The 13,999-nt window shown below is 44.6% G+C and carries 10 protein-coding genes; 1 reads left to right on the top strand and 9 read right to left on the bottom strand.

Features of this window, described 5'->3' with window-relative positions; genetic code table 11:
- Positions 1-106: 106 nt before the first annotated feature.
- Positions 107-1,126 carry a VOC family protein gene (locus ACKTR2_RS02210; protein ID WP_407882394.1) on the top strand — a complete coding sequence of 340 codons (1,020 nt, stop codon included), beginning with the start codon at positions 107-109 and terminating at the stop codon, positions 1,124-1,126.
- A gap of 190 nt (positions 1,127-1,316) precedes the next feature.
- Here ACKTR2_RS02210 and ACKTR2_RS02215 read toward each other — a convergent pair whose 3' ends face one another.
- The 9 genes from ACKTR2_RS02215 to rpsB form a co-directional block, all read right to left on the bottom strand.
- A complete protein-coding gene (locus ACKTR2_RS02215; protein ID WP_407882395.1) occupies positions 1,317-5,636 on the bottom strand; it encodes a PolC-type DNA polymerase III in 4,320 nt (1,439 codons plus the stop codon).
- A gap of 74 nt (positions 5,637-5,710) precedes the next feature.
- Entirely contained in the window at positions 5,711-7,420 is a 1,710-nt protein-coding gene (locus ACKTR2_RS02220) for a proline--tRNA ligase (protein WP_407882396.1), read from the bottom strand.
- A 64-nt stretch (positions 7,421-7,484) separates the two neighbouring features.
- Positions 7,485-8,747 (bottom strand): RIP metalloprotease RseP, encoded by a 1,263-nt coding sequence (rseP, locus tag ACKTR2_RS02225; protein ID WP_407882397.1) that lies wholly within the window; start codon positions 8,745-8,747, stop codon positions 7,485-7,487.
- 33 nt (positions 8,748-8,780) lie between these two features.
- The gene (locus ACKTR2_RS02230; protein WP_407882398.1) at positions 8,781-9,566 is read right to left on the bottom strand and encodes a phosphatidate cytidylyltransferase; all 786 of its coding nucleotides are present in this window, start codon (positions 9,564-9,566) and stop codon (positions 8,781-8,783) included.
- Between the two features lie 71 nt (positions 9,567-9,637).
- Positions 9,638-10,393 carry an isoprenyl transferase gene (locus ACKTR2_RS02235; protein WP_407882577.1) on the bottom strand — a complete coding sequence of 252 codons (756 nt, stop codon included), beginning with the start codon at positions 10,391-10,393 and terminating at the stop codon, positions 9,638-9,640.
- Positions 10,394-10,720: 327 nt separating this feature from the next.
- A complete protein-coding gene (gene frr / locus ACKTR2_RS02240; RefSeq protein WP_407882399.1) occupies positions 10,721-11,284 on the bottom strand; it encodes a ribosome recycling factor in 564 nt (187 codons plus the stop codon).
- Position 11,285: 1 nt separating this feature from the next.
- Positions 11,286-12,008 (bottom strand): UMP kinase, encoded by a 723-nt coding sequence (gene pyrH / locus ACKTR2_RS02245; RefSeq protein WP_407882400.1) that lies wholly within the window; start codon positions 12,006-12,008, stop codon positions 11,286-11,288.
- 78 nt (positions 12,009-12,086) lie between these two features.
- Entirely contained in the window at positions 12,087-12,962 is an 876-nt protein-coding gene (gene tsf, locus ACKTR2_RS02250) for a translation elongation factor Ts (protein WP_407882401.1), read from the bottom strand.
- Between the two features lie 103 nt (positions 12,963-13,065).
- Positions 13,066-13,848, bottom strand: coding sequence for a 30S ribosomal protein S2 (gene rpsB / locus ACKTR2_RS02255; RefSeq protein ID WP_407882402.1), 783 nt, complete (start codon positions 13,846-13,848; stop codon positions 13,066-13,068).
- Positions 13,849-13,999: the final 151 nt, after the last annotated feature.

The raw sequence follows: 13,999 nt of genomic DNA on the forward strand, positions 1-13,999 counted from the left end.
CTTAAATTAAGAGTCTTAAATTACAACAAACAGAGTACCATAACAAACGGTAAAAAGCAACCAATACAGCAGTAGGAGCGTGTTCCGATGCCTTGAGGTGCATTTTATGAGTAATAGTTTTACACTTAGCTCAAGTTCAATCTTCCAATTAGTTGTAGAAAGAAGCGTGATTACCGTGTTTAAACCGCACCATATTTCACTGCTAACTGGCAATGCCAACGCGAACGCACACTTTTACATTCAAATTCTTGGCCTACGAATCGTGAAGAACTCAGTTAATCAAGAAGCAACACACATTCGTCACTTATATTATGGTAATAATTTAGGTGAACCAGGAAGTGTGGTTACTTTTTTTGTGCTTGACCAGCTTGGGCACCGCCAAGACGCTAATCATGGTCTAAACGGCATTCGTTTAGGTATTCCGGAACAACAGATCGATTTTTGGTTAAACCGGTTCATGCAATTTAACGTTCCTGTTTCACAAACCCAGGCAGGACTTCATGTCACTGATCCAGATGGCGTTGCCTTAGATTTGATTCCTGTTAATCAGCAGTTAACGGCTAAACAAGTGGTGCCAAATGATGTCCCTGCCAATGCACAGATTACCGGACTTTTAGGCACGACGATTGCGTACGTAGATCCTGTACTCACAGCACATTTCTATCAAGAGTGGCTGGGATTGTCACTTGATCCTTCAAAAACGACAATTCCATTACTTGGGGAACAAGCTGGCCTAGTATTTCAGGCCGCCACTGATCCAGCTCATCGCTCACGTATGGGGCGCGGTAGCGTTGACCACGTTGCCCTCCAAGTCCCCGATTTAAACACCTTATTTGATTATTACCAACGCGCAATTAATTTAGGTGCGAATGTCGAACTATATCGAGATCGTGGTTGGTTCCAAAGCATCTATGTCCGCGATCCTTCGGATAATCGTATCGAGTTGGCCACTATTACCCCGGGGTTTGCGCTCGAAGAACCTGCTGATATCATGGGCCAACAATTGTCCTTGCCGCCACTTTTCGCGGATCAAACAAAAACCATCGCCCAATGGTACGCACAGCGTGGCGTCAAATTTGATGAAGCGGCTCGCTTTGAGCATGGCGGTCAGCCCGTGTCCAACTAAAAGAAGGCATCAGCTGATTACATTGGAAAATCACGCTTGTGTTTAAATACTTTGGGATAAAAGCAAAATCTAAATTTCATTGCCAATCTAAATCCCCCAAACGTCAACACGCGGAATATGAGTCATCCAACTCACATTCCGCGTGTTTATTTTCGTTATCAAGCCAAACGATTACCCCAAAAACAAACGTTTAGAATAAACTCAACTGATTTTCATCTGGCAAATCATCTAACACATGATTTTCCGTTAAATAATCAATAATCGTACCGGAAACTTTCCCTCGTTTACTCAAATCTTCCTTGGACAAAAATGGTTTATCCTCGCGGGCGGCCACAATTTGTTTAGCAACATTGTCACCCAACCCTGGAATGGCATTAAATGGTGCAATCAAAGTATCACCATCAATTAGCCAATTTTGGGCATCAGACCGTTCAACATCAACCATTTTAAAAGTGAAGCCCCGTTCCAACATTTCATTGGCAAGTTCGAGTACGGTTAACAAATTCTTTTCTTTCGTCGAGGCATCATTTCCTTTATCCATAATCGCTTTCATGGCCGTTTTAACCGCGTCTTTTCCCCGTGACATCGCCACTAAGTCAAAGTCATCGGCCCGGACCGAAAAGTAAGCTGCATAATACAATATTGGAAAATATACTTTAAAGTATGCCACTCGCAACGCCATCAAAATATAAGCAGAAGCATGAGCTCGCGGGAACATGTATTTGATTTTAAGACATGAATCAATGTACCACTCTGGCACCTCTGCTTCCCGCATAGCTGCTTGCCATTCATCGGGAATGCCCCGTCCTTTACGTACATGTTCCATAATTTGGAAAGCCATTTCAGAATCCATACCATAGTTGATCAAGTCGGTCATGATGTTATCACGACACCCAATCACGTTGGCGATCGTTGCTGTTCCATTTTTAATGAGTTCTTCGGCGTTACCTAGCCACACATCGGTACCATGAGATAACCCAGAAATTTGTAACAACTGCGAATAGTTTTGGGGATGCGTTTCCTCTAACATGCCCCGCACAAATCGTGTCCCAAACTCGGGAATTCCTAACGTACCTGTTTTACTGAAAATTTGTTCCTCACTGACACCCAGAACCTCGGTACCAGAAAACAATTGCATCACGCCAGGATCATCAGTAGGAATCGTCTTCGGATCGATACCAGATAAGTCTTGCAGCGTCCGAATCATTGTCGGATCATCATGCCCCAAAATATCAATTTTTAAGATATTGTCATGAATTGAATGAAAGTCAAAATGAGTTGTTTTCCATGCAGCACTTTGGTCATCGGCCGGAAATTGAATCGGAGTAAAGTCGTAAATGTCCATGTAATCAGGTACTACGATAATTCCCGCTGGATGTTGTCCGGTCGTTCGCTTAACCCCGGTAGCACCATTGGCTAACCGATCAATTTCAGCCTGCCGATAATTGACTTCATGTTCTCGTTCATATGCCTTCACATAACCGAACGCCGTCTTATCTGCCACTGTCCCAATAGTACCCGCACGATAAACATTCTTCTCACCAAACAAAACTTTCGTGTAATTATGGGCAATTGGTTGATAGTCACCAGAGAAGTTTAAATCAATATCCGGAACTTTATTCCCTTTAAAACCAAGGAAAGTTTCAAAAGGAATATTCTGACCGTTTTTACCTAGTGCAGTCCCACATTTTGGGCAATCTTTATCCGGTAAATCATACCCAGAACTATATTCACCATGAGTGAAGAATTCGCTGTACTTACACTCCGGATTAGGACACAAGTAATGTGGCGGCAGCGGGTTCACCTCAGTAATTCCAGCAAAGGTCGCCACCACAGAAGAACCAACTGAACCACGGGAACCAACTAAATAACCATCCTTATTAGACTTCGCCACAAGACGTTGGGCGATTAGATAGATCACAGAAAATCCATTTCCAATAATGGATTTCAATTCACGATCCACGCGTTTTTGAACTAAATCTGGTAATGGCTTCCCGTATAATTCATGAGCAGTATCCATCGTACGGGATCGAATTTCATCTTCCGCCCCATCCATTCGTGGCGTGTACAGCTTATCCTTCAATGGATGCACATTCTCGACCGAATCGGCAATCTCGTTAGGAGCCTCAACGACTAATCGATGCGCCAACTCATCTCCGAGAAAAGCAAATTCAGTCAACATTTCATTAGTTGAGCGGAAGTGCACGTCGGGAAGCGAATGGCGATTCAACGGATTAGCACCGCCCTGAGAACTGATTAAAATTTTGCGGTAAACCGCGTCATGAGGATCTAAATAATGTGCATCCCCTGTGGCGGCAATTGGCTTGTTCAGTTCATCAGCGATATCAATCAAGGTGCGAATGATTTCTTCTAACTTAGCGTTATCATGAATCAATTCCCCTTCAATCAGCGGCTTGTAAACGGCTTTTGGTTGAACCTCGAGGTAATCATAATATTGTGCTCGTTTTAACGCCTCATCTCTACCTTTTTGCATGGCCGCTTCAAAAACCTCGCCAGCTGAACAGGCAGAACCAACTATTAAACCCTCTCGAAGGCGATTTAATTCACTTCTCGGCACCCGCGGTACCCGATAAAAGTATTTAACATTCGATAATGAAACAAGTTCGAATAAATGTTTTAAGCCTACTTGGTTTTTCGCAATAACAGTCGCATGAAATGGACGTGCGTGTTTGTACGCATCATGATCACTCATGTGCTCATTGAGTTGATCATGAAAGGTGATGCCGTAATTATCTTCGGCTTCCTTGAGAAAGATCATTGCTAAATGCCCAGTGGACTCCGCATCGTAAATTGCTCGATGATGATGCTCCAACGCGACATTAAACCGTTTTGCTAACGTGTTTAATCGATAGCCTTTCAAATCGGGATATAAAAATCGGGCCAATGTCAACGTATCAATGATCGGATTAGTGATTTCCGGCATCTTGTGCCGGACATAGCCGGCGTTCATGAAGCCAACGTCAAAGGTAACGTTATGACCAATTAAAATTGCATCGCCATACCAATCGCGAAAATCGGAAAAAACCTCAGCTTCAGACTTTGAACCGGCTACCATGTCATCGGTGATACTCGTTAGATTTGTTGTCGTATTCGACAGATGAAAGCCGGGGTTGATAAATTGTTCAAATTGTTCAACCACATTGCCATCTTTCATCTTAACGGCAGACAATTCAATGACTTTGTCGTAAATCGCAGATAACCCAGTGGTTTCCACGTCAAACACAACATATTCATGACCTTTTAAAACTTCGTGAGCCTCATTTATTCCAATTGGCTCACCATCATCGACTAAGTTAACCTCTACACCGTACAGCATCTTCAATCCAGCTTTTTCGGCGGCATGAAAAGCGTCAGGAAAGCCTTGAACCCCGCTGTGATCTGTGATTGCAATCGCCTTATGCCCCCACTTTGCGGCTCGATTAACGAAATCAGCAATGTTATTGGTTGCATCCATCGTGCTCATCTGGGTATGCAAATGTAGCTCCACGCGTTTGTCATCTGGTTCATTAGTGTCTTCTGGCTCACTATGCGTGACGACCTGCAAATCATTGGCAATGATTGCTAAATCACGTGAGAAGTTGTCCTCTTGCACTGAGCCACGCACTTTAACCCACGCTTTTTCCGGAATCGCCGCAAAATTGGCTTCATCATCTTCGTTACGCGAAAACTTCTTAACGAGAAACGAAGAAGTGTAGTCCGTAATCTTTAAAGTTAGCAGTTGCCGGCCAGATCGTAGAACCCGAATCTCTTTGGCAAACACGTAGCCTTCAACAACGACACTGCGCTCTTCTTCAGTGATTTCATCCATCCGGGTAATGGCTTCATCTGCTTTAATCTTTCGCCCCATCGTAACCGGTCCTGAAACAGCCGCTGGCGTTCCATGACTCGCTTTATTTTTCGCAATCGCAGCCGTTGCTCGGCTAACCAAAGCCTCGTCTCGTTTGGCCTTTTCAATCTGAAAATCAGCCAGTTGCTGTGCCGAAGCTGCTTCATCAACGATTGTTGCAAACGTCATTTTTGGAAAACCCAGTCGTAAATAAGTTTCCGTTAACTGCGATAACGTCGCTCCATTAAGAAAGTCTGCGATAACTTGATTCGGTGCAATTAGCCTAATTTGTTGGTCAACCAATGTGGGCTGCGGCCCTTCACTGAGTTGGTGCGCAAACGATTCGTTCAGTCCACTGTGACTAACCGCCCACTGCCAGTAGCGATCAACCGCTTCAATATCAATGTCCTGCGAATTTGTCTGAATTTCAAATGAAACCGCGGCAATTTCGTTAAAAGCCTGATTTAATTTTTGCGTGAATGTCATAAACGTTTCAAACGGCAAAATTCGCGCAAAGTGAAAGGCAAAGCTCCATAAATGGCGCTGTTCGTGAACCACTAATTGTGTGATTTCACCATCAGTGAGTCCAGGTAACGTTGTCTGATCGGCTAGATTAAGCTGATCCAATAATTTTTTAAATAATTCTTGTTGATTCAGCGCCACGAATGTGCGGCCTCCCTACTTCATAATTCACAGTGACTCTAAGCGTGACAAAGGGCATTGCCCTAGCCATTTGGCTACGCAATCCCCTTGAATAAAATGCCCAATGTTTCTGTCAGTTCTTCTTTTTTGACTTCAACGGTTTCACCCGTTTTACGCAATTTCACTTCGACAATGCCGTCTACGGCCTTTTTCCCAACCGTAACTCGCAATGGTAATCCGATTAAATCGGAATCAGCAAATTTGACGCCCGCTCGCTCGGTCCGATCATCAACCAGCACTTTGTAACCAGCTTCAGTCAATTGGTCTTCTAGTTCATCAGCTAACAGCCGTTGATCATCATTCTTAATGTTGACTGGAATAATGTGGATATCAAACGGTGCAATCGCTTTCGGCCATGCCAAGCCTGATTCATCAGCAGTTTGTTCAGCAACTGCTGATAATAATCGGCTAACCCCAATCCCATAGGACCCCATGATCACATCGGTCTGCCGTCCATTTTCATCGAGCACTTGTGCGCCTAAAGCTTTTGAATAACGAGTTCCCAGCTTAAAGATATGGCCAATTTCAATACCACGGTTGAACTTCAAGACCCCTTCACCATCCGGCGAAACATCGCCTTCTTGAACGAGGCGAATGTCGGCAAACTCATCGACGGTGAAGTCACGATTCAGATTGGCATTTAAGTAGTGAAAACCATTTTCATTGGCCCCAACTGGCATGTTAACTAAATCCGCTACATCCTGATCAGCGACAACTTTAATCGATTGATCAATTCCGATCGGTCCTAATGAGCCAAAGTCGGCGCCCAAGTATGTTTCCGCCTGCTGAACACTCGCCATCACTAACTCAGTGGCTGATAAGACATTCTTTAACTTAGTCTCATTAACTTCGTGATCACCGCGAATCAAAGCAATCACGGGTTGTTCATCCGCCATGTATAACATCGTCTTTAATAACTTACTTGGTTCTAAGTTAAAGCGCTCAGCCACTTCCTCAATGGTCTTCTCACCAGGAGTCGCCACCTTTTCTAAATCACGTAATTCTTCATGCGATTTTTTAGGAATATAAAGGCTTGTAGCTGTTTCTAAGTTAGCCGCGTAATCGCTGCTATCAGAGTACGCAATCGTGTCTTCTCCGACTGTAGCAATCGCATTAAATTCTCGTGATTCTTTACCGCCCATTGCCCCTGAATCCGCTAAAATCTCTCGATAATCTAAGCCAACGCGATCGAAGACATGACGGTAGGCGGTTTCCATTTGTGCAAAAACGTGGTCTAGGCTTGCCTTATCTGCATGAAATGAATAGACATCAAGCATCATGAATTCTCGACCCCGTAACAACCCATAACGGGGACGATCTTCATCTCGGTATTTTTGTTGAATTTGATACATCACTAATGGCAGACGCTTATACGAATTAACGGTCGCGGCAATGAAGTCCGTAAACGTTTCCTCATGGGTTGGCCCCAAGATCAAATCACGATCGTGTCGATCCTTTAAACGATACATGGTTTGACCGTAAGTGTCATAACGACCTGATTGTCGCCATAAATCAGCTGGCAATAAGGCTGGTGCCAGCATTTCTACCGCATCAATCTTAGTCATTTCCTCACGGATAATCTGTTCCACATTGCGTAACACTTGATAAGCCAATGGCAGATAAGCGTAAACGCCGGCAACAACTGGCCGAATATAGCCTGCCCGTAACATCATCTGATGGCTCAAAGCCTCAGCGTCACTCGGTGTTTCCTTAAGCGTTGGAATTAAAATCTTGCTTTGCTTCATGAACAAATTCTCCTTAGTGATAGAAACTTTCCGTCAGTTGGCTGTTAGGAAAGTTCTGGTAAATTTAATGGACAAAATAGCGCATAATGTCATTCCAGGTGACCAAAATCATCAGAAACATGACTAGCCCGAATCCAACGATCGTCACAATGCCTTCTGTTCGTTGTGAAATCGGCTTGCGGCGAATCGCCTCGATCAGATTGAGCAGTAACTTACCGCCATCCAAAGCCGGAATGGGCAGTAAGTTTACAATGCCTAAGTTTAATGACAAAAAGCCCAACCAATACAGAATACCACTCCACCCAGCCTGCGTGGCTGTGGCGGTATTAGCGTATATTGCAACCGGTCCACCCAGATCGTTGAGACTGAAGTGCATAACCAAATGGCCTAACGCACCAAATAGTAACGTTGTCGTTGACCAAAAGCCACCGAACAGTTTACTGAACAAGCTAGTATCTAGACCGCGCTTAATCCCAATTGTGCGCGTTTTCGTGCCGTTCACCGTCGTGACTTGCGGTTGAATTGAAAGCTGCCTGTGACGACCAGCATGGTTAACGGTTAGATTAATGGCCCCTTTTTTATCAGCCGTGATCGCTGTTGTGACGGCTGTCCACGTCTGGGTCGATTTCCCATTAACGGCAAGCACTCGGTCACCATTGCGGAGACCAGCTCTAGCAGCCGGCGTGTGCGCAATGACACCAGAGATCTGATTACTATTACTAGCGACGCCACCCATGGCAAAGCCCATAATGGCAAAGACCAACCACGCCAAAATAAAGTTATTCAACGGACCAGCGAAGTTCGTTAAAATTCGATGCCATAATGTTGCAGATTGAAATTGAACATCCCTTGGTGCGATGAGTACCTCAGTACCGTCATGTTCAATAATCGTTGCATCATGATCGACTTGGTACCGTTTAATAACCCGCTCGTCACCATTTTCGTAGCCTTCGATAAATAAGTCATCAACAAGGTCTGCGTTGGTCACAATCACTGGAATGCCATTGAACAAGGTCCCTTGATCACTAGTATTAATGCGTGTAACTAGATTATCGCTGCCAACCAGTAAACTCACTGGCGTGCCCGCTTGTAACTCGTCATCCTCATCTTCGGCAGCACCTGCCATTCGCACATAACCACCCAAAGGTAGTAGCCGAATCGTATACAGAGTTCCATTACGTCGCGTCCAAAATAGTTTTGGCCCCATCCCAATAGAAAATTCTCTAACCAAGATACCAGACCGTTTCGCAAAATAAAAATGGCCAAATTCATGCACGACGACTAAAATCCCAAAAACAATGATAAACGCAATAATTGTTTTAACCACGGGCGATGCCCCTTTCTCACAGCGCTGTCAATATTAGAATAAGCCAACAAAATGCAACACTGGTAACACAAATAAGAGACTGTCGAATCGGTCTAAAATGCCACCATGACCAGGTAAGATCTTGCCAGAATCTTTAACGCCATAAAAACGTTTCAACGACGATTCCACTAGGTCACCCATTTGACCACAAACACTGAACAAAACAGTTAACAGAATCATCATAGGTAACGAGTATGTCTGTGGGAAGAACCAAACCCAAATTGTCCCAATGATGACTGCAACGATGGTACCACCAATGGAGCCCTCCCAGGTTTTATTAGGTGAAATTTGGGGAGCTAACTTGTGGCGACCCAATTTACGTCCAATCATGTAAGCCCCTGAATCGGTTGTCCAAATCACAAATAAAATGTAGAAAAGTGTGCTGAGCCCTGCCTGCCTTGCCTGCACAAAGTAGAAGAAGCCACTGCCAATATACAACATCGCCAATGTCAAAACGCCCGCATCATCAAACGAAAAATGATTTCTGGTAAACACCGTGTGCAGTAAAAGCATCATGACAAAAATGTAGAACAAAAACTGACGGTTTATAAAACTTGGCAAAAAGTTCAACCAACGATCAGGGGCTAAAATAACTGCCATCCCTAAAAAGCTGATCACGGCCTCCGCCGAGACAACCAGCTTTTTTTTCATGACCAAAATTTCTCCCAATGCTACGGTCCCCAATACGAAAGCTGCTAATTCGATCAGCCAGCCACCATAGAGAATCACTGGAATAAAGATCAGTAGTGCCACAACAGCCGTAATCACTCGTGTACGCATACCAACACTAACTCCTTCAGAAATAAAATTTTAAATAAAAGCGGATCAGATCTAACCCAACAACTATCCTTTTAGTCATCATCGTTGGTCGATTTGCGCCCACCGAAACGGCGATCTCGCTGTTGAAAATGTTTGATTGCCAATTTCAAATCTGCTTCTGTGAAATCAGGCCAAAACCGCTCTGTGAAATCCAACTCACTATAAGCAATTTGCCAAAGCAAGAAATTTGAAATGCGCTCCTCACCGCTCGTGCGAATCAACAAATCAGGATTGTTGTATGGCGCAAGTGAAGCGGTCATTAATGCGGCATCAACAGTAGTTGTATCAATATCTGTAAGGGACAATTGATTGGACTTGACCTGGGCGGCAATCGCTTGAACCGCCGAGACAATTTCAGCCTGTCCACCATAGTTCAATGCAAAGTTAAGGACCATTCCTGTCGACTCTGCAGTATCCGCCATCGCTTGATCAACTGCTCGTCGTGTTTTATCCGGCAATTGGTCAAGATAGCCCATCACGTTAACGCGGACATTTTCCTTCACCAAGTCTGGGACAAACGTATCAAAAAAATCAACCGGTAGCTGCATTAAATAACTGACTTCGCTATCAGAACGTTTCCAATTTTCCGTTGAAAAAGCATACAAAGTCAGAACCTTAACGCCTAAATGACTGGCAACCTTAGTAATTGTTTTTACTGTGTTCATTCCTGCCTTATGACCTGCAGCACGCGGCAAATGACGTTGCTGCGCCCAGCGCCCGTTACCATCCATGATGATCGCGACATGATTTGGAATTCGACCGAAATCAAGATTCAATTCATCAGGCATCGAAGCTGTCTTTTTTCGTCCAAACAAAATGGCCTCCACCTTTCGATTACATTCATCAAGTTTACCAAAAAAATCGTTCATTGACACCTGCCCCATTGGACATCTTAAAGGAATTAATAGCTCCCGATGATGTTCTCTGTGACGAAACTGACCATAACTCGTCAATAGCTGCGTCTGTCATAGTATGCCTCAACGATAACACAGCCCCCACTTAGCAAAACAATAAAGTAAGGCCAAATGGTTACCGCAATCATGCGATATAAAAAAATGCGTTACTAACCAAGATTACTTGTTGGTCGTAACGCATTTTAAAATGACCGCATGTTGTTAAACAGTCATCAATTCTTTTTCTTTATCGCTGGCAATTTGATCCACATTCTTAATGGCCGCATCGGTAATTTTCTGCGTCCGCGCTTCTAAATCATGCAACTGGTCATCAGTAAAGTCCCCGTTTTTGTGACCTTTTTTAAGCGAATCCATGGCGTCTCTTCGCACATTGCGAACGGCTACCTTGGCATCCTCCGCCTTGCCGTGGACTTGCTTAACGAGATCCTTACGTGATTCTTCAGTCAACTGTGGAATAACCAACCGAATCGCTGTCCCATCGTTGGCCGGGTTGATCCCCAAATCCGACGTTAAAATTGCGTGTTCAATTGCGTTTAAACTGCTCTTGTCAAAGGGCGTGACAAGTAGCACACGTGCCTCTGGAATGGTAATTGACGCCATTTGGTTGATGGGGGTTGGCGCCCCGTAGTAGTCAGCGGTAATGTCAGCTAAGAGACTGGCATTAGCTCGCCCGGCTCGAATATTGCCTAACTCACGTTGAAATGCTTCTGCAGCTTTACCCATTCTTGCTTGGGCATCTTTTAAAATTGGCTCTGTTTCTGCCATACTAATCTCCTTTAACCGTGGTTCCGATGTTTTCACCTTTTACAACCCGCAAAACATTGCCAGGTTCGTTAAAGTTAAAGACAACTAAGGGAATATTATTTTCCATCGATAACGAGGTTGCTGTGGTATCCATGACATGTAACCCCTTGTTGATGATGTCTAAATGGCTGAGTGTTTCAAATTTGACGGCGGATTCATCCTCATTAGGATCAGCTGAATAAATGCCATCTGTTCCATTCTTAGCCATTAAAATGGCATCCGCATTGATTTCTGCGGCACGTAAGGCAGCTGTGGTATCCGTTGAGAAGTATGGTGAGCCCGTTCCACCGGCGAAAATAACCACACGATCTTTTTCAAGGTGGCGGACTGCCTTTCGTCGAATGTAAGGTTCAGCAATTTGTCGCATTTCAATTGATGTTTGCACTCGTGTTGGCACACCAAGTCCTTCCAGACTATCTTGTAGCGCCAAAGCGTTCATGATCGTGGCTAACATGCCAACGTAATCTGCTTGGGCACGTTCCATGCCCATCTCAGAGCCTGCTTCGCCACGCCAAATATTTCCGCCACCCACAACAACAGCGATTTGTACCCCTAATTCATATACCTCACGTAATTCTTCAGCCACCGTCTTGATTTTAGGCGGGTAAATGCCAAAACCTTGTTCGCCGGCCAAGGCCTCGCCGCTTAGTTTGAGCATGACTCGTTTATACTTCACATCAGCCATTAGACCAATATCCTCCTCGATTTACATCACCAAATCTTGCTTTACAAAAAGGGCGCACACTAGGTACGCCCCGTTCAATTACTTGATTTGACCCATAACTTCATCAACAAAGTCATCACTCTTCTTTTCCATTCCTTCGCCAACTTGGTAACGAATGAATGAGACAACCTTGGCATTCTTAGATGAGACATATTGATCAACAGTTTGATCACCATCTTTAACAAATGGTTGGTCGTTCAATGAGATCTCGGCTAACCACTTGTTTAATCGGCCATCAACCATCCGCTGCTTAATGTTGTCTGGTTTGCCTGCGAGGTCGTCTTCTTTAGACAAGACATCCTTTTCATGAGCCAAACGGTCGGCTGGAACATCGGTACGATCAACGTATTCAGGGTTAATTGCGGCCACATGCATCGCAACATCCTTAGCAGTTTCAGCGTCGCCGCCTTCCAAAACAACCAAAGAAGCAATCGAACCACCCATGTGTAGGTATGAACCAAAGACTTGATCATCAGTCTTGGTAACGACTGCGAAGCGACGAAGGCTAATCTTTTCGCCAGTCACTTGTGTTGCCGCAATGATGGCATCATTAAGGCTTTCTGTTTCACTAGCCTTTAACTTCAAGGCGGTCTCCACATCAGCCGGTTGTTCCAGAGCAATCTGGTCACTAACCGTCTTCAATAAGTCCTTAAACGTATCATTGGAGGCAACGAAATCCGTCTCCGAGTTCAATTCAACGATCGCCGCATTGTTGCCATGGACGGCAACTTCGGCCAAACCTTCAGCCGCAATCCGATCACTCTTCTTTTCGGCCTTGGCAATCCCTTTTTCCCTAAGGAAGTCGAGCGCTTTGGCTTCGTCCCCATCTGTGGCAACTAAGGCCTTCTTCGCATCCATGATCCCGACACCGGTCTTTTCGCGTAATGCTTTAACTTGAGCTGCTGTAACTGCCATGTGAAATGGCCTCCTCATTTATGTTTGATAAGTTTTAGAAAAAAGCCGCCTATCAATCTCAGGCCACAACGGTCTTAACTGATAGACAGCCTAAGGTTTACGCTTAGTTGTTTGCTTGTTGATTGTCGCCTTCAACGGCTTCAACGATGTCTTCCATCGAATCACCACGTTTAGCAGCTTGTTGGTCATCGGCGCCTTGGTCTTCGCCTTGACGTCCCTCGATCACAGCATCGGCCATCTTTGATGAAATCAAACGAATCGCACGAATTGCGTCGTCGTTTGATGGGATAATGTAGTCGATATCATCTGGATCCGTATTCGTGTCAACCATAGCTACGATTGGAATATTTAACTTGTGGGCTTCTTGGACCGCAATTTGTTCCTTACGTGGGTCAACGATGAACATTACATCAGGCACGCCAGGCATATCTTCAATCCCACCCAAGAATTTCTCAAGCTTTTCACGTTGCTTCGTTAAAAGGGCAACTTCCTTCTTAGGGAGACGATCAAAGGTACCGTCTTCGGCCATTTTCTTTAAATCTTTCAAACGTTTGATCCGCGTTTGAATCGTGTTCCAGTTAGTCAACGTCCCACCAAGCCAACGGTGGTTAACGTAGTACATACCAGCACGAGTTGCTTCTTCTTCAATAGAGTCTTGGGCTTGCTTCTTGGTTCCAACAAATAAAATGTTGCCACCCTTTGCAGCTTCATCCTTCACGAAATTATAAGCAACGTCAGCCATCTTCACCGTTTTTTGTAAATCGATGATATAGATTCCGTTACGTTCCGTGAAGATGTACGGCTTCATCTTAGGGTTCCAGCGACGGGTCTGGTGACCAAAGTGCACACCAGCTTCAAGCAATTGTTTCATTGAAATAACAGCCATGTGTTAAATCCTCCAAAAATGTTTTGTCCTCCCCAACGCTCATTTGACCACCTCACTTATCCCTAAGCAACGAAGCAGTCATCACGTTGAGTGTGAATTGGCTTTAAACCGTCAATCAGTATAGCAAACAACCGCCGCGCTGACAAGCTAA

Origin of the sequence: Furfurilactobacillus curtus, from assembly GCF_045862785.1 — a bacterium.
In the GTDB taxonomy this organism is placed as follows: Bacteria; Bacillota; Bacilli; order Lactobacillales; family Lactobacillaceae; genus Furfurilactobacillus; species Furfurilactobacillus curtus.

What these genes read in the sequence shown, in the direction of transcription:
- ACKTR2_RS02210 (WP_407882394.1), top strand. Translation starts at nt 107, where the DNA reads ATGAGTAATAGTTTTACACTTAGCTCAAGTTCAATCTTCCAATTAGTT.
- ACKTR2_RS02220 (WP_407882396.1), bottom strand. Translation starts at nt 7,420, where the DNA reads ATGAAGCAAAGCAAGATTTTAATTCCAACGCTTAAGGAAACACCGAGT.
- ACKTR2_RS02230 (WP_407882398.1), bottom strand. Translation starts at nt 9,566, where the DNA reads ATGCGTACACGAGTGATTACGGCTGTTGTGGCACTACTGATCTTTATT.
- ACKTR2_RS02235 (WP_407882577.1), bottom strand. Translation starts at nt 10,393, where the DNA reads ATGCCTGATGAATTGAATCTTGATTTCGGTCGAATTCCAAATCATGTC.
- frr (WP_407882399.1), bottom strand. Translation starts at nt 11,284, where the DNA reads ATGGCAGAAACAGAGCCAATTTTAAAAGATGCCCAAGCAAGAATGGGT.
- pyrH (WP_407882400.1), bottom strand. Translation starts at nt 12,008, where the DNA reads ATGGCTGATGTGAAGTATAAACGAGTCATGCTCAAACTAAGCGGCGAG.
- tsf (WP_407882401.1), bottom strand. Translation starts at nt 12,962, where the DNA reads ATGGCAGTTACAGCAGCTCAAGTTAAAGCATTACGCGAAAAGACCGGT.
- rpsB (WP_407882402.1), bottom strand. Translation starts at nt 13,848, where the DNA reads ATGGCTGTTATTTCAATGAAACAATTGCTTGAAGCTGGTGTGCACTTT.